Raw genomic sequence first — 15,246 nt, 5'->3', positions numbered from 1 at the left:
GTGTGGGACTCCGACTCCGCTGCAGCCGAACGTATTCGGCTGTTCGCGCGTCGCTCATCGGCAATGCAGGCCCGCTTTCGTCAGTAGATCGAAACAGCCCAGGGTTGGGTGCAGAATGAGCCGAATCCAAGGAGAGTCAGATCCGCTGCAATTCGATGACCGGGATGACGCGGTCGGTCTGGTGCTGGTACCCGCCGAAGCCCGGCGCCTGCTCGACGATGCGCGGGTAGATGTCGTCACGCTCGTCACGCGGCAATTCGCGGGCCTGCACGTCGTAGGCGTCGGTGCCGATTTCGATGTGCGCCTGCGGGTGTGCCCGCAGGTTGTGTAGCCAGGCGGGATCCACGTCGGCGCCGGCGTACGAGCCGACGATGAAGCGTTTGCCGTCGATGTCGAACGTCATCACCGGGTTGACGCGCTCCGCGCCGGATTTGGCCCCGGTGGTGTGCAGAAGTAGCAACGTGGCTCCTTCGAACGGCCCGCCGACCTTGCCCCCGTTTGCGCGGAACTCCTTGATGATGTCAGCGTTTCCTGACACCTCGGGCTTATCTGCCATCTCGATCTCCTTGCTCAACCGTTTTCAACGATGAAGCTCGACAGAACGTCGGCGAGTTGCTCCCCGCGGTCCTCCTGCAGGAAGTGCGCCGCACCCTCGATGCGTACCTGTTCGTCAACGCTCGGAATCAGATCGCAGAACAGTTGTCCCGACCTGGGGTAGGGGAAGACCGGGTCGGTATCCGAAAACGCTACCAGTGCAGGCTTATTCCAGCGCGACAGCTCGTCGGTGACCATCCGCATCTGCTCGACGCCGGGCGCATCGTCAGTAATTGGGACTAGTAGCGGGAACTGGGCGGCACCCGCTTTCGACTCGACGGTCGGAAACGGCGCGTCATATGCCGCAACCACATCGTTGGGCAACTCGGTTGTGGTGCCGGTCTGAATGACGAAGCCGACCGGCAGATCCGAGTTCTTCTCGGCAAAGTCGCGCCAGGCCAGGAATCCTTTCGAGACCCGGCCGGTGAACAGGCCGGTGTTCATGATCATGAGCGCGCGGACCCTGGCCGCGTTCTGCACCGCCCACCGCAACCCGATCGGACCGCCCCAGTCCTGAACGACCACGGTGGCATCGTCGATATCAAGTGCGCCGAGCACTGTGGCGATGCACTCGCTGTGCCGGTCGTAGGTATACCAACGGCGGTCGGTGGGCTTGTCGGAGCGTCCGAATCCGACGAGATCGGGCACGATCACCCGGTGCCCGGCAGCGACCAGCGGCGGAAGCATCGTGCGATACAGGAACGCCCAACTCGGCTCGCCGTGGAAGCACACGATCGGCGACCCGTCGCGCGGACCTTCGTCGAGATAGTGCAACCGCAGACCGTCGACATCGCAGTAGTTCGGCGCGAAGTCGTATCCGGGCAGGCCCTCAAACCTCGCGTCGGGGGTGCGGTACACCTCGGAAATGGGCATCCAGGACGCCTCTAGGTGATTTTCACCATAAGCTTGCCGACGTTCTTGCCGTCGAAGAGCATGTTGATCGCTGTCGGCAACTGCTCGAAGCCTTCCACCACCGTCTCCAGCGGGGTGAGTTTGCCATCGGCGATCAATCCGGCGATCTCACTGATCGCCTCGGGTGCGCGGCCGAAGTGGTCCAGGACGATGAAACCCTGCACGGTCGCGCGCTGGATGAGCAAGTTGCCGAACGCACGCGGCCCGGGCGGTGGTGAGGCATCGTTATACCCCGATATCAGGCCGCACAACGCAACCCGCGCACCGATATTCAGGCGCGCGAAGATGGCGTCCATGATGTCGCCGCCGACATTCTCGAAGTCGATGTCGATGCCGTCGGGCGTCGCCGCGGCCAACTGGGCGTTCCAGTCGTCGGCCTTGTAGTCGACAGCGGCGTCGAAGCCCAGTTGGTCGGTCAACAGCGCGCACTTCTCCGGGCCGCCGGCAATCCCGACGACGCGAGCACCGTCCGCCTTGGCGAGTTGGCCGGCCACCGAACCCACCGCACCGGCGGCCGCCGATACCACCACCGTCTCACCGGGCTTCGGCTTGCCGATGTCCCGGATGCCGATCCAGGCGGTCAGCCCGGTCATCCCGAGCGCGCCCATGTAGGCGCTGGGGGAGACGCCGTCGGCAACCTCGACCGGCATCAACGGCGTGGTGTCGGACGCGACCACGTACTCCTGCCAGCCGACCAGCCCCTGCACGATCTGGCCGACCGAATAGTTGGGGTTGTTCGACGCGACGACCTCGCCGATCCCGCCGGCACGCATGACTTCGCCGATGCCGACCGGAGGAAGGTAGGTCGGAGTGTCAGTGATCCACATGCGGTTGGTCGGGTCGAGTGAAATCCAGTCGACCCGGACCAGCGCCTCCCCGTCGGTGATGTCGGGGACCGGTTGCTCGCTGAGCTCGAAGGTGTCCGGTCCGATGCGTCCGGTGGGGCGTTCGCGCAGCAGAAAACGTCGGTTGGCCATGAGCGAAACGGTACCCATCGCAGCTCGGGGACTTGTCACCGGTGAGTGCTACAACGTGAGCTATGTCAGAAACCGGCTCAAATCAGCGCAAGGCAACGTGCCATGAGTGATGCAGATAACTGCCCGATTGCAAATTCACGGCAAATTCTCATCTTCTGACACGGTTAGGTCACAGCTTTGCTGGGCATGCTTGCGTAGCAGAGCAACAAAAGGCAAGTCAAATCATCGCTCGGGGAATCTAGAAGGAGTTGACAATCGTGGCGAATGCATCAGGTGCGACGGTGATCGACCTCCAATCGCACCCGCTCTGGACTGCAGCTCAGCGTCGGGAGCGCCAGCTCCAAGACGCGATGCGTCGCCACCCGGCTTATATCGGCAGGCAGCGCGCGCTCGCCGCGGGGCAGATTCCACCGGCCGACGGCCACGGCGCTCGGCGCTACCGCACCGCCAACGAGCCCGCTTAGTACCCGCGCTCGACATCGCGCGCACTTTTGCGCACCATCTGACGAACTGTATCTCCTTCGGCGGGACGGCTCACCGCCGCACATACGGATTTGCTGCGGAATTCGCAGCGCGTCACCCCCTCTATCCTGTTGCGGACAACCAGGGGAGACCAGCATGCCCGATACGCCGGCCACCACGCGCGCCGCATTTACCGGGATCAGTTCCCGGGCCTGGGAGCATCCCGCCGACCGAACTGCCTTGTCGGCGCTGCGACGGCTCAAGGGTTTCGACCAGATACTCAAGCTGCTGTCCAGCGCGCTGAGGGAACGACAACACCGGCTGTTGTACCTGGCCAGCGCCGCCCGAGTGGGATCCCGCCAGTTCGCCGACCTCGACGTATTGCTCGAACAGTGCACTGACGTCCTCGAAGCGCCCGGCAAGCCGGAGCTATTCGTGATCCAGTCACCCGAGGCCAACGCCTACACGATCGGGATGGACGAGCCGTTCATCGTGCTCACCTCTGGGCTGTACGAGTTGATGACCCACGACGAGCTGCGCTTCGTCATCGGCCACGAACTCGGCCACGCTTTGTCCGGTCACGCGGTGTACCGCACGATGATGATGCATCTGATGCGGCTGACGCGGTCCTTCGGCTTCATGCCGATCGGCGGTTGGGCGCTGCGGGCGATCGTCGCGGCGCTACTGGAATGGCAGCGCAAGTCCGAGCTGTCCGGCGACCGTGCCGGGCTGTTGTGCAGCCAGGACCTGGACACCGCGATCCGCGTCCAGATGAAGCTCGCTGGCGGAAATCGACTGGACAAACTGGACTCGCAGGCTTTCCTGGCCCAGGCACGCGAGTACGAAAAGGCCGGCGAGATGCGCGACGGGGTGCTCAAACTGCTCAACTTGGAGTTGCAGACCCACCCGTTCTCGGTACTGCGCGCCGCCGCCTTGACTCAGTGGGTCGACACCGGCGGCTACGCCAAGATACTGGCCGGCGACTATCCCCGCAGGGTCGACGACGACAACGCTTCGTTCGCCGAGGACCTCGGCGAGGCGGCCCGCCAATACAAGGACGGTTTCGACCAGTCCGACGACCCGCTGATCAAAGGCATCCGCGACGGTCTCGGCGGCATCGTCGACGGCGTGGGCCGGGCTGCGACCAGCGCGGCTGATTCCTTGGGCCGCAAGATCAACGAGTGGCGGCAGAAACCAGGCACCTGAACCGCCGACAGCTACCAGACGCGCACGTAGTCGACGAGCATCTGCGCGGGGTAGGTGCCCGGCCCCGGATCGCCACCACCCGAACCGGCGACAGCCAGGTTCAGGATCGGGAACACCTGGTAGCCGGGGTTGTTGAACGGCCAGTCAGCCAGGGAGTTCGCTGGCACCGTGAAGTACGGCGCCGCACCATCGCTGTAGTCCTGCCAGAACCGCATTCCGGTGTCGTCCCACTGGACTCGCCAGGTGTGCCATGCGCTGTCCAGCGCGAGATTGTGCGTTTTCCACTCCGAGCCGTTCGCTTTCGCGTGCACGGTGGTAGCCGCCGGCCACTTGCCGTTGCCGTACCACTCGACGATGTCGATCTCACCCTGGGCGTCACTGGACAGCCAGAACGCGGGCCACGCACCGGGAGTCAGGCAGTCGAATTTGATCCGGGCTTCCCAGGTGTGCCCGATGCCGCCCTGCCAGGGGCTGAAGATCTTGCCGCCGTAGTAGGTATTGCCGTCCTTGGCCGCACGAATGACGAGATTGGAGTTGCCGTCGATGAATACGTTCTGTCGGTCATCGCGGTATTGCCCGACATGCTCGGGCAACTCCCAGTACGTCGGGTCCTTCATCGTCTCGCGAGCTTTGGACACCGTCCACTTGGCCGGATCGGGAGCTGAGCCGGCCGGACCGTCGAACTCGTCGTGGAAGAGGTAGGTCCCGGCACCGCTGGGCGCTGCCGCAACCTTCGGAGCGGGTACCGCGCTCAGCGCGGCACCGGTCAGCAGGCCCGCCATCTTGAGCATGTGGCGACGATCCATTCCAGGCATTAGCAAGGCACCCTAGCAGCCACGACGAGCGTGGTGAAAGTTCACGGGCAGCCCACCGGATCGTCAGCCGGCCGCCGGCGGCCGGGTCATGAACGTCAATCGGTGCCCGTATGTCGGCGTCTTGCGGCCGTTGCCGGCATTGAAGAACTGGCCGAACGGCGGCGCCATCGGACCGCTGCCGACGGCGGCACCCACGGGCGTCGTCTCCAAGGCGGGGACTGCGTTCCCGGCAGCCGTCGCACCCGAAGCGCCGGTGGCGGTGGTCCAGCTCGCCGGCACCGACAACCCGCTGAGCGGAACCGACCTGCCCAGACTTGCCGTCACGCTGCTGACCTTCGTACCGATATTCGCAGCGGCTGCACCCGCGGCCTTGGCGGCACCTTCGGCTGCCTTGGCCGCGGGGCCCAGGAAATTGGTGATCGCGATAGAACCGCTGCTGGCCTGGCCGAGGGCCTGACCGGACTGGAAAACCGCGGTGATCGACGAGACGTACGGGGTGACGTACTTGGAATACAGCGGGACGATGTCGTCCAACGGCGTGTTGGCTATCAGCCACTGGTCGATGGTGGTGCCGTTGCCGTTCAGGGGCGCCGAAAGCGTCTTGAGCACGTCGGCGACCCGCGGGCTCAACTGCGATCCCAGGTTGTCGAGTTGAGTCTGAATCAGTTGTCCCTCGGACTTGACGACCGCGATGGCCTGGTCGACCAACCCCGTGGGGTCCACCACTTCAGCAGGTGCCGGTAGCTCCGTTAACTCGGTCGCCGCCGCCGAGCTGCCGGCGTAGGTGTACATCGCCGCCGCATCCTGCGCCCAGAATTCCAGGTAGAGCGCCTCGGTCGCCGCGATCGCCGGGGTGTTCTGCCCGAAGAAATTCGTCGCCACCAACAGAGCGAGTAACGCGCGGTTGGCCGCGATGACCGGCGGCGGCACCGACGCGGTGAACGCCGCTTCGTATGCCGCTGCGGCGGCATAGGACTGGCTGGCGGCCAGCGCGGACTCGTCGGCGCTCAGATCCAGCCAGGCGATGAACGGCGTCACCGCCGCAACCAGCGCCTCGGAGGCCGGCCCCAACCACGGGCCGCTGGTCAGCCCGGTGATGACAGCCCGATGACCCGCCGCGGCGCTTTGCAGGTCAGCGGACAGACCACTCCACGCCGCCGCGGCGGCCAGCAACGGGCCGGAGCCCGGCCCGGTATAGATGCGCCCGGAATTGATTTCGGGCGGCAAAAGGCCAAAGTCGAACATGGCTTCGTCCGGTGAATCCGGGCGTCAGCCGGCGGCGGGGGGCTTGGCCATGACCGACGGCTTGAACCCGTAGGTCGGCTGGTTCCGGCCGTAGCCGCCGTTGACGAACTGCCCGAATGGCGGAGCCATCGGAAAGCTGTTGCCTTCGGCGGCAGCCGGGATCGCCGAGGCGACCCCCGGGTTGGTGGTGGCATGCCACGGCACCCAGTTGGCCGGCGCGGAGAGCCCCCCGATCGGAATCGCCTTGCCCAGACCCGCGGCCACCCCGGCGGCGTTGCCCGCGGCGCTGGCTGCGGCCTGACCGGCTCCGGATGCGGCGGCGCCGGCTGCGGAGGCTGCGCCTTCGGCTGCCTTGGCCGCCGATGCCGCGGGTTTGGCAAAGTTCGCCATCGCGGTCAGGCCGTTGCTGACCTGACCGAAGGACTGCGTCGACTGAATCATCGCGGCCAGCGAACTGACGTACGGCTGCAGATACTTGTTGAAAATCGTGAGTATGTCATCGAGAGGCGTATTGGCCACCAACCACTGATCGATTGCGGCGCCGTTGCCGTTCAGCGGTGCCGACAGTGTCTTCAGGATGTCGCCGACACGTGGACTCACATACGAGCCCACCTCGTTGAGCTGGGTTTGGACCGCTTGACCCTCGGCTTTCAACACCGCGATGGCCTGGTCGACGAGGCCGGTCGGGTCAGCGACTTCGGCCGGCGCAGCCAACTCGGTCAACTGCGTGGCCGCGGCCGCCCTGCTGGCATAGGAGTACATCGCCTGGGAATCCTGCGCCCAGAACTCGGCGTACTGGGCTTCGAGTTGCGAAATCGCGGCGCTGTTCTGACCCAGCAGGTTCGAGGTGATCAACTCCTGGACCAGGGTGCGATTTGCCGTGATCAATGGTGGCGGGACGCTGGCTGCGAATGCCGCCTCGTAGGAGGCCACGGCGGCGCTCGCCTGGCTTGCCGCCTCAGCCGCCTGATCAGCACTGTTGCTCAACCACGCGATGAACGGCGAGACGGCGGACGCGAGGTGCGCTGCGGCGGGCCCGAGCCACGGGCCGCTGGTCAGACTTTCGATCACCGAGCGATGCCCGGTAGCCGCAGCCTGCAGGTCGGCGGCCAAGTCGCTCCAGGCCACCGCGGCCGCGGCCAACGAACCCGCGCCCGGGCCTGCGTAGATGCGCCCGGAGTTGATCTCGGGCGGCAACAATCCGTAGTCGAACATCGTCAGTAACCCCCTGGTGCTTCGGCGCGCTCAGCCAGCCGCAGCGGCATTGGCCGCTTCGGTCTCGGCGTAGGAATTTCCGCTGGTGCCCAGCGTCGCAGCCAGTGCCGCCTGGATCCGGGCTGCTTGTGCACTGAGCTCCTGGAATCGCTGACCGTGGGTGGCGAATTGAGCTGCGGTCAAGATCGACACCTCGTCGGCGGCCGCGGGCACCACCCCCGTGGTGGGAGCGGCAGCCGCTGCGGTGCCCACGTTCAATGCCGCGCCGAGCGACTGCAGGTTGCTGGCCGCAGCGGTCAGGTGCTCTGGATAAGTGCGAACGAAAGACATACAATTCCTCCAACTGGCATTGGGAAAAATCGAACGCGAACACGCCTGTGTGTCGTCGCGTCGTTAAACGACACGCTATTGACTTGGCGCCGACCGGAGCTACGTATCCATTTCGAAATCGGACGCTGATCTTGTCGTTTAGCTAGCATTCATGTTGATTTTTAGTCACAGACACTTCATAGGATTCGTCCGGCCGATACTCGGTTTCGCATGGCAGAATCGCGGGGCGCAGCCCCAGCGGGCGCCCCAGCGGGTGCCGGGCTGCTCGGGCCGCTGCCGGGGCACTCGCAAACCCGCAGCCGACGCCCGCGCAACGGCTTGATCAGTCACCTTGTCCTACATCGGTTTTGGTGTCGTAACTAGGCCCGCGCAGGACAACTCGTCAGGCATGAAAGATTGTCGCGGTGCGCATGCTCGCGGCAGATTGGCGACATCGGCGCGGCGGAAAAGTGAACTGGGTTGCTCCCTGTCGCAGCCGCGCCAGGTTTTACCACAGCAATCGCGAAATGTTAATAGAAGTGCGCAGCGCGCGCATATGAAAAAGCATCCGCAAGGGATAAATTCAGTAGGAGTTTATGTATAGCGTGGTCGCCAGCGTAGTCGGCCGACCGGGATCTTTATCTCAGGCTGATTTTATTAAAAGCTCCCACGGGCGTGTGGCTTTGCGTTAGCTGGACGCCACGAATTGGTGGCCGAGGCGTGCCTGGTTTGAGATCAGGCCGCGATCGCAACCGTGGACGCTCTATCAACATGGCGGCGCTCCTGATTGGCTTCGCGCTGATGACGGCGCTGGGTACCGGGTACCGGTTCGGCCGGCGCGCCGGCACGCGAGGGAAACGGCCCTGGCACAAGCGCACCAGCCGATTGGCCCTGGGCAGGGCGGCGGCGGGTCTTGCGGTGCTGGTCCTGGCCCGCCGAGTCCAACAGAGCACTAGTCTCCGGCGGGCAGTCATCGGTGGGTGCGACGCCTTGCCCCGACGACGCACCGCACGCCGGTAGCGCCGCAGACATCCCCGCCGGGCTACAGCTTGCCGGCGACGAAATCGGCGGCCTGGTTGGCCATGCCGTCCGCCACGTACGCGCTTGCAAGGTGCGCGGGCCAGTTCTGTTGCCAGGTGTTGGGGTCGGCCGGGTTGCAGATGGGATCCGCTCCGTGGCACAACTCGATGGTGCGGTCGTTGTAGATCGGGTTGAAGTTCGTGATCGGCCCGGCCCACTGGCTGCCATTACCGAACAGGGCCACCGCCGCAATGTGCTCGTCGGCGCCGGGCGGCAGGGGACTGTCGAAGCCGAAGGCGCTCATCGGCACCGCGAGCACGATGTCGGTGACCGCAGCGCCCAGCGAGTAGCCGCCCAGCACCACCCGCGTGTTCGGACAAGTGCTGATCGTGTTCTGAATATGGCGACTCATGTCGTTGGCGCCGATGTCGATTTCGGTATCCGCCGGGTACCTGACGGCATAGGTGCCCATGCTGCGGCCTCCGATCTTGGAGCGGAGCGAGTTGATGAAGGCGTTGCCAAGGACGCCGGGACCCGGCGATTCGAGTCGGCCGCGGGCGAAGACCACCTCCACCTGCGAACAATTCGCGGCAAACGCGGATCGCGGCGCTCCCGGGGTACCGACCGGCAGAACGGCACCCGCCACCAGCAGCCCGACCGCGACCGCGACAACGGCCAAGGCCCTAGCAAAGGGTTCGCGAGCAAATAGACAGCGCACAGCAAGATGGTAGCGACTCACCCGCGGGTGGCGCGCGACTAGTCGACAAACCGGACGCACTGGTGTTTCCGGGACGGGGGACGATACTTGGCTGATGGTCGACAACGGCACACCCGATGCGGATGGCCTGGGTGCTGACGGGCGAAATCCAACCGCCACAACCGATTTCACATGTGTAGCGGGTCCGTCGGCCAACTCTGCGACGGAAGGAAGGCATCGCAATGACCGAACCGCAGCTGATCTACGAACGCGACGGCGATGTCGTGATCCTGACCATGAACAATCCGCGGCGCAAGAACGCCCTCACGCCGTCGATGCTCACCTTGATGGCCCAGGCCTGGGACGAGATCGACGCTGACGACGGCGTGCGGGCGGCGATCCTCACCGGGGCCGGTGACTCCTACTGTGTCGGCGGCGATTTGGCCGACGGGTGGATGGTCAACGCGGCCAAGCCGTCCGATCCGGACTCGGCGCCTCGCAAAGAGGCCGGAACAATCATCAGCGAAGGTCTGCTGCTGAGCCGATCACTGGCCAAGCCGCTGATCGCCGCAGTCAACGGCCCCTGTCTGGGTGGCGGATGCGAGATGTTGCAGCAGACCGATATCCGAATCGCCGAACGGCACGCCGTGTTCGGGTTGCCCGAAGCCAAATTCGGGATGATCGCGGGCGCTGGTTCCACCGTCCGACTCAAGCGCCAGATCCCCTACACCAAGGCGATGGAAATGATCCTGACCGGCGACCCGCTCAGCGCCGACGAGGCCTACCATTTCGGCCTGGTGGGGCACGTCGTGCCGACTGGGCAGTCGCTGGCCAAAGCCCGCGCGATCGCCGCCCGGATTGCCGCCAACGGCCCGCTGGCGGTGCGCAACGCCAAAGCCTCCATCCTGGCCAGCGGATGGATCGACGACGCGGATGCCCGACGGATCGAACGACGCTTCGTCCGGGAGGTGATGCGTTCGCACGACGCGCAGGAGGGCTTGTCGGCCTTCGCCGCCAAGAGGCGGCCAAATTTCACCGGACAATGAAGGCCGCGCGCGCGGCGCGTTTTGTTACCATCGCGCGGTGCACGAGTCGGCTGAATCACCTGGTAGACACCTCACCCGCCGCGACGCCTTCAAGTACGCCGCCGCACCGGTCCTCGTCGGCCTGAGCACGTGGGCCGCCGCGCAAGGGATACCCGAAGCGTCGGCCGCGGGCGGTCAATTGATCGACTTCGCCGAGCGCCGGGTCCCGCCGGAGGAGATCAAAGCGGCCGGCTACGAGGGAGTGGTCAACTACGTCTCCATGGAGCGGCCGGGCGCGCACTTCGAGGCCAAACCGATCACCCGCCAATACGCCGACTCGCTGCGGGCGGCCGGCCTGCACATCGTCAGCAACTACCAATACGGCAAGCCGGGCTGGCCCGACTCGCCTTCGGACTACACCCGCGGGTACGACGGCGGCGTGGCGGACGCCAAGACGGCGCAGAGCCTGCATGCCGCCGCGGGCGGCCCGCCGTCGGCCCCGATCTTCTTCAGCGTGGACGAGGACATCGACCAGAACACCTGGAATACCGTTGCACTGCAGTGGTTCCGGGGGATCAACTCCGTTCTCGGCGTCGGCCGCAGCGGCATCTACGGCAGTTACCAGACCTGCGGATGGGCCATCGCCGACGGCGTCATCGGGAACTCGTCCACCCCGGGCCACAAATGGGCATGGCAGACGATCGGCTGGTCGCACGGACAACGCGAGCCCGCGGCGGTGCTGTATCAGCGGATCCTCGATGGACCGGTGATGGGCGGAATCAAGGTCGACGTGGACGACATCCTGGCGGCCGACTACGGGCAATGGGACATGAACCGCTGAGCGCAATACGGCACCCCGCGGACTGTTCCGCGGGGTGCCGCACTGCGTTGCCGAACGGGGACGCTACTTCACGTCGAACCGATCGTTGTTCATCACCTTGACCCAGGCCGCGACGAAGTCCTCGACGAACTTGCCCTCGTTGTCGTCCTGCGCGTAGACCTCGACGAGCGCACGCAATATCGAGTTCGAGCCGAACACCAGGTCGTTCGCGGTCGCCGTCCACTTCAGCTCCCCGGTCGACCGGTCGCGCCCCTCGTAGACGTTCTCGGTGGCTTCCGACGGCTTCCACACGGTGCCCATGTCGAGCAGGTTCACGAAGAAGTCGTTGGTCAACACGCCCGTTTTATCGGTGAACACGCCGTGCTTGTTGCCGCCGTGGTTGGCGCCGAGCGCACGCAGACCGCCGATGAGCACCGTCAGTTCCGGTGCGGTCACCCCCAACAGATAGGCGCGGTCCAAGAGGAGTTGCTCGAGCGGCACCTTCTCACCGGGACGTGCGTAGTTGCGGAACCCGTCGGCTCGCGGCTCCAGCACCGCGAAGGACTCCACGTCGGTGTCCTCCTGGGTGGCGTCGGTGCGGCCCGGGGTGAAGTGCACCGAGATCTCGTAGCCGCCGTCCTTGGCCGCCTTCTCCACCGCGGCGGAGCCGGCCAGCACGATCAGGTCGGCCAACGAGATCTTCTTGCCGCCGGTGGCGGAGGAGTTGAAGTCCTGCTGAATCTGTTCGAGGACGGACAATGTCCCGTTCAGCTCGGACGGCTCGTTGACCTGCCAACTCTTCTGCGGTTCCAGTCGGATCCGTGCGCCGTTGGCGCCCCCGCGCTTGTCGGTGTTGCGGTAACTGCCCGCCGCCGACCAGGCCGCCTTCACCAGTTGCGGGACCGACAGTCCAGATGCGAGCACCTTGCTCTTCAACGCAGCGATGTCATCCTCGTCGACCAGTTCATGGTCGACGGCTGGGACGGGGTCCTGCCAGAGCTGCGGTTCGGCGACCCATGGACCGAGATAGCGCGAGATCGGTCCCAGGTCACGGTGTAGCAGCTTGTACCACGCCTTGGCGAATGCCTCAGACAGCTGGTCTGGGTTCTTCAGCCACCGTTGGGTGATCTCCCGGTAGATCGGGTCCTCGCGCAGCGAAACGTCGGTGACCAGCATCGTCGGGTTGCGCCCGGGACCGCCGAACGGGTCGGGGATGGTGCCCGCGCCGGCGCCGTCCTTGGCGGTGAACTGCCATGCGCCGGCCGGGCTCTTGGTCAGCTCCCACTCGAAGCCGTACAGCGTCTCGAGGAAGCTGTTGTCCCATTTGGTCGGGGTGGGCGTCCAGACCACCTCCAGGCCGCTGGTGATCGCGTCCTTACCGACGCCGCTACCGTAGGAGCTGGCCCAGCCCAAGCCCTGTTGCTCGATCGGGGCGGCTTCGGGCTCGGGGCCGACCAGCGCTGCGTCGCCAGCACCGTGCGTCTTGCCGAAACTGTGCCCACCGACGATGAGTGCCGCGGTCTCTTCGTCGTTCATCGCCATGCGGCCGAACGTTTCGCGGATGTCGTGCGCCGCGGCGATCGGATCCGGCTTACCCTCCGGGCCTTCCGGGTTGACGTAGATCAGACCCATGGTCGTCGCGCCGTAGGGCTCTGCGAGCTTGCGCTCACCCGAGTAGCGCTTGTTGGTTCCCAACCATTCGTCCTCTTCGCCGAAGAGCACTTCTTCGGGCTCCCACACGTCCGGACGACCGAACCCGAAGCCGAAGGTCTGGAATCCCATCGACTCCAGCGCCACATTGCCGGCGAAGACCAGCAGGTCGGCCCAGGAGATCTTGTTGCCGTGCTTCTTCTTGACCGGCCACAGCAGCCTGCGCGCCTTGTCCAGGCTGGCATTGTCGGGCCAGCTGTTCAGCGGAGCGAACCGCTGCAGTCCCTGACCGCCGCCGCCGCGGCCGTCATAGATGCGGTAGGTGCCCGCCGCGTGCCAACTCATCCGGATGAAGAAGCCGCCGTAGTGGCCGTAGTCGGCGGGCCACCAGTCCTGCGAGGTGGTCATCACCGAGATCAGGTCCGCCTTGAGCTGCTCGACGTCGAGCTTGGCGAACTCCGCGGCGTAGTCGAAATCCTCACCCAGCGGGTTGGCCTGCGGCGAGTGCGGGTGCAGCCGCGACACGTCTATCTGGTTGGGCCACCAGTCCTGATTGGTGCGGGGCGCGTCCGACTTGGGCGTGGGCGAGGGGATCGCCGGGTTTTCGCTCTCGCTGTTGCTGGCGCTGTCGCTGGCGTGGGGTGGACGGCTATCGGACGTATCGGATGACACAACATTCCTTCCGTGTTGAATAAATCGGGCTGCGATCAGGAATTACTCGAACAGTCGGGGCACAGGCCCCAATAGATGACTTCGGCCTCGTCGAGAACGAAACCATCCAAGACTTTGTCCTCCGCCGGTGTCAGACACGGGGCTTGACCCACCGCGCAGTCGATGTCGGCAATCACCCCGCAGGACCGGCAGACCACGTGGTGGTGGTTGTCGCCGACGCGGGACTCGTATCGGGCCACCAAACCCGACGGCTGAATCTTGCGCACCAAACCCGCGTCGGTCAGCGCACCAAGGACGTCGTACACCGCTTGCCGGGAAACATCGGGCAGACCCCGCCGCACCGCCGCGAAAATGGTTTCGGTGTCGGCATGCGGACGGTCACGCACCGCCTCGAGTACCGCGATACGGGGTCGTGTCACGCGCAGATCCGCCCGCCGCAACTGCTCGGCGTAATCCTGGGCTGAGGACACAGCGCCCATATTTCGCGCTCATCTGGATTGAGTCAAGAGTTTGTCGGCTGCTGTCGCGACGGGTCGGGCCAGCGCGTCAAGTCCGGTGGCCGACGACGCGCGGTAGGGTGACTGATTGAAACGAGGCAGGGAGTCCGGTTTGACCAGATGGCGAGTGGGAACACTTTGCCAGCCGGCGGTGGGCTCTGCCGGCCTCACGAGCGATGCACAGGCCTGAAAGGCATCCCGATTCCATGACCGATCGATTGACGCCCCACTTCGACGACGTGCAGGCACACTACGACCTGTCCGACGAGTTCTTCCAGCTGTTCCTCGATTCGACGCGGACCTACAGCTGCGCGTATTTCGAACGCGACGACATGACGCTGGAAGAAGCACAGATCGCCAAGATCGACCTTTCGCTGGGCAAGCTCGGCCTGCAACCCGGCATGACGCTGCTGGACGTCGGGTGCGGCTGGGGTGCCACCATGCGCCGCGCCATCGAGAAGTACGACGTCGACGTCGTCGGACTCACGCTGTCCAAGAATCAGGCCGCGTACGTGCAGCAGAAATTCGACGAGATGGATTCGCCGCGCACCCGGCGGGTGTTGCTGCAGGGCTGGGAAGAATTCACCGAGCCCATCGACCGCATCGTATCCATCGGCGCGTTCGAGCATTTCGGCTACGACCGCTACGACGACTTCTTCAGCACCGCGTACAAACTGCTGCCCAGCGACGGGGTGATGCTGCTGCACACAATCACCGCGCTGAACAAAGAGCAGTTCGACAGCACCGGCCTGCCCGTCACGATGGACATCGTCCGGTTCGCCAAGTTCATCGTGACCGAGATATTTCCCGGCGGGCGGTTGCCGTCCACCGACAAGGTGGCCGATCATTCGGCCAAGGCGGGATTCCAGCTGACCCGCCAGCAGTCCCTGCAACAGCACTATGCCAAGACTCTCGATGTCTGGGCACAGGCACTGCAGGCACGCCGGGACGAGGCAATCGCCATCCAGTCCCAAGAGGTCTACGACCGGTACATGAAGTACCTGACCGGCTGCGCCGACAACTTCCGCACCGGCTACATCGACGTCAACCAGTTCACGCTGGAGAAGTAGCGCGCGGCGCGGCCGCTGCCGCGCGGACGCGACCACCGGGCGGCGTTTGGAAATGGATGC

15 protein-coding genes are annotated in these 15,246 nt (G+C 65.1%); 5 read left to right on the top strand and 10 right to left on the bottom strand.

The window, feature by feature from the left end; all coding sequences use genetic code 11:
• Window positions 1–136 precede the first annotated feature (136 nt).
• From AC5Y5Z_RS16385 to AC5Y5Z_RS16375, 3 genes are read right to left on the bottom strand one after another with little or no spacing between them, the layout of a single operon-like run.
• On the bottom strand, window positions 137–556 hold the full coding sequence (locus AC5Y5Z_RS16385; RefSeq protein ID WP_463824271.1) for a nitroreductase family deazaflavin-dependent oxidoreductase: 420 nt from the start codon (window positions 554–556) through the stop codon (window positions 137–139).
• Between the two features lie 14 nt (window positions 557–570).
• On the bottom strand, window positions 571–1,467 hold the full coding sequence (locus AC5Y5Z_RS16380) for a haloalkane dehalogenase (protein ID WP_499926317.1): 897 nt from the start codon (window positions 1,465–1,467) through the stop codon (window positions 571–573).
• An 11-nt stretch (window positions 1,468–1,478) separates the two neighbouring features.
• On the bottom strand, window positions 1,479–2,483 hold the full coding sequence (locus AC5Y5Z_RS16375) for an NADP-dependent oxidoreductase (protein ID WP_463824273.1): 1,005 nt from the start codon (window positions 2,481–2,483) through the stop codon (window positions 1,479–1,481).
• 257 nt (window positions 2,484–2,740) lie between these two features.
• On the opposite strand from AC5Y5Z_RS16375, the gene AC5Y5Z_RS16370 reads away from it, so the two are divergent.
• Both AC5Y5Z_RS16370 and AC5Y5Z_RS16365 read left to right on the top strand, forming a co-directional pair.
• On the top strand, window positions 2,741–2,947 hold the full coding sequence (locus tag AC5Y5Z_RS16370; RefSeq protein ID WP_499926314.1) for a hypothetical protein: 207 nt from the start codon (window positions 2,741–2,743) through the stop codon (window positions 2,945–2,947).
• A gap of 154 nt (window positions 2,948–3,101) precedes the next feature.
• The gene (locus tag AC5Y5Z_RS16365; protein ID WP_499926312.1) at window positions 3,102–4,151 is read left to right on the top strand and encodes a M48 family metallopeptidase; all 1,050 of its coding nucleotides are present in this window, start codon (window positions 3,102–3,104) and stop codon (window positions 4,149–4,151) included.
• Between the two features lie 11 nt (window positions 4,152–4,162).
• On the opposite strand, the gene AC5Y5Z_RS16360 is transcribed toward AC5Y5Z_RS16365, so the two are convergent.
• From AC5Y5Z_RS16360 to AC5Y5Z_RS16340, 5 genes are all read right to left on the bottom strand, one after another.
• On the bottom strand, window positions 4,163–4,966 hold the full coding sequence (locus AC5Y5Z_RS16360) for a glycoside hydrolase family 16 protein (protein ID WP_499918811.1): 804 nt from the start codon (window positions 4,964–4,966) through the stop codon (window positions 4,163–4,165).
• Between the two features lie 63 nt (window positions 4,967–5,029).
• Entirely contained in the window at window positions 5,030–6,211 is a 1,182-nt protein-coding gene (locus tag AC5Y5Z_RS16355) for a PPE family protein (RefSeq protein ID WP_499926310.1), read from the bottom strand.
• Between the two features lie 24 nt (window positions 6,212–6,235).
• Window positions 6,236–7,426: a PPE family protein gene (locus AC5Y5Z_RS16350; RefSeq protein ID WP_499918813.1), complete on the bottom strand. Its 1,191-nt coding sequence runs from the start codon at window positions 7,424–7,426 to the stop codon at window positions 6,236–6,238.
• A gap of 30 nt (window positions 7,427–7,456) precedes the next feature.
• Window positions 7,457–7,756, bottom strand: coding sequence for a PE family protein (locus AC5Y5Z_RS16345; RefSeq protein WP_463824279.1), 300 nt, complete (start codon window positions 7,754–7,756; stop codon window positions 7,457–7,459).
• Window positions 7,757–8,777: 1,021 nt separating this feature from the next.
• On the bottom strand, window positions 8,778–9,473 hold the full coding sequence (locus AC5Y5Z_RS16340) for a cutinase family protein (RefSeq protein ID WP_499926307.1): 696 nt from the start codon (window positions 9,471–9,473) through the stop codon (window positions 8,778–8,780).
• Between the two features lie 221 nt (window positions 9,474–9,694).
• Here AC5Y5Z_RS16340 and AC5Y5Z_RS16335 point away from each other — a divergent pair, with 221 nt between their 5' ends.
• Both AC5Y5Z_RS16335 and AC5Y5Z_RS16330 read left to right on the top strand, forming a co-directional pair.
• Entirely contained in the window at window positions 9,695–10,498 is an 804-nt protein-coding gene (locus tag AC5Y5Z_RS16335) for an enoyl-CoA hydratase-related protein (RefSeq protein WP_463824281.1), read from the top strand.
• Between the two features lie 37 nt (window positions 10,499–10,535).
• Entirely contained in the window at window positions 10,536–11,318 is a 783-nt protein-coding gene (locus tag AC5Y5Z_RS16330) for a DUF1906 domain-containing protein (protein WP_463824282.1), read from the top strand.
• Between the two features lie 63 nt (window positions 11,319–11,381).
• Here AC5Y5Z_RS16330 and katG read toward each other — a convergent pair whose 3' ends face one another.
• Both katG and AC5Y5Z_RS16320 read right to left on the bottom strand, forming a co-directional pair.
• Window positions 11,382–13,619 (bottom strand): catalase/peroxidase HPI, encoded by a 2,238-nt coding sequence (gene katG, locus AC5Y5Z_RS16325; protein WP_499926304.1) that lies wholly within the window; start codon window positions 13,617–13,619, stop codon window positions 11,382–11,384.
• A 35-nt stretch (window positions 13,620–13,654) separates the two neighbouring features.
• Entirely contained in the window at window positions 13,655–14,089 is a 435-nt protein-coding gene (locus AC5Y5Z_RS16320) for a Fur family transcriptional regulator (protein ID WP_463824903.1), read from the bottom strand.
• 233 nt (window positions 14,090–14,322) lie between these two features.
• Between AC5Y5Z_RS16320 and AC5Y5Z_RS16315 the strand changes: the two genes are divergently transcribed.
• Entirely contained in the window at window positions 14,323–15,186 is an 864-nt protein-coding gene (locus AC5Y5Z_RS16315; RefSeq protein ID WP_463824284.1) for a cyclopropane mycolic acid synthase family methyltransferase, read from the top strand.
• Window positions 15,187–15,246: the final 60 nt, after the last annotated feature.

It is taken from the genome of Mycobacterium sp. NGS29 (genome assembly GCF_059812965.1).
Note: the sequence above shows the minus strand (reverse complement) of the source record. Positions and strands in the feature narration are given on the sequence as shown.

Excerpts from the sequence above, each read along its gene's own strand:
- AC5Y5Z_RS16345 (WP_463824279.1), bottom strand. The coding sequence starts at position 7,756 with ATGTCTTTCGTTCGCACTTATCCAGAGCACCTGACCGCTGCGGCCAGC.
- AC5Y5Z_RS16380 (WP_499926317.1), bottom strand. The coding sequence starts at position 1,467 with ATGCCCATTTCCGAGGTGTACCGCACCCCCGACGCGAGGTTTGAGGGC.
- AC5Y5Z_RS16360 (WP_499918811.1), bottom strand. The coding sequence starts at position 4,966 with ATGCCTGGAATGGATCGTCGCCACATGCTCAAGATGGCGGGCCTGCTG.
- AC5Y5Z_RS16355 (WP_499926310.1), bottom strand. The coding sequence starts at position 6,211 with ATGTTCGACTTTGGCCTTTTGCCGCCCGAAATCAATTCCGGGCGCATC.
- AC5Y5Z_RS16365 (WP_499926312.1), top strand. The coding sequence starts at position 3,102 with ATGCCCGATACGCCGGCCACCACGCGCGCCGCATTTACCGGGATCAGT.
- AC5Y5Z_RS16350 (WP_499918813.1), bottom strand. The coding sequence starts at position 7,426 with ATGTTCGACTACGGATTGTTGCCGCCCGAGATCAACTCCGGGCGCATC.
- AC5Y5Z_RS16315 (WP_463824284.1), top strand. The coding sequence starts at position 14,323 with ATGACCGATCGATTGACGCCCCACTTCGACGACGTGCAGGCACACTAC.
- AC5Y5Z_RS16335 (WP_463824281.1), top strand. The coding sequence starts at position 9,695 with ATGACCGAACCGCAGCTGATCTACGAACGCGACGGCGATGTCGTGATC.
- AC5Y5Z_RS16375 (WP_463824273.1), bottom strand. The coding sequence starts at position 2,483 with ATGGCCAACCGACGTTTTCTGCTGCGCGAACGCCCCACCGGACGCATC.
- AC5Y5Z_RS16385 (WP_463824271.1), bottom strand. The coding sequence starts at position 556 with ATGGCAGATAAGCCCGAGGTGTCAGGAAACGCTGACATCATCAAGGAG.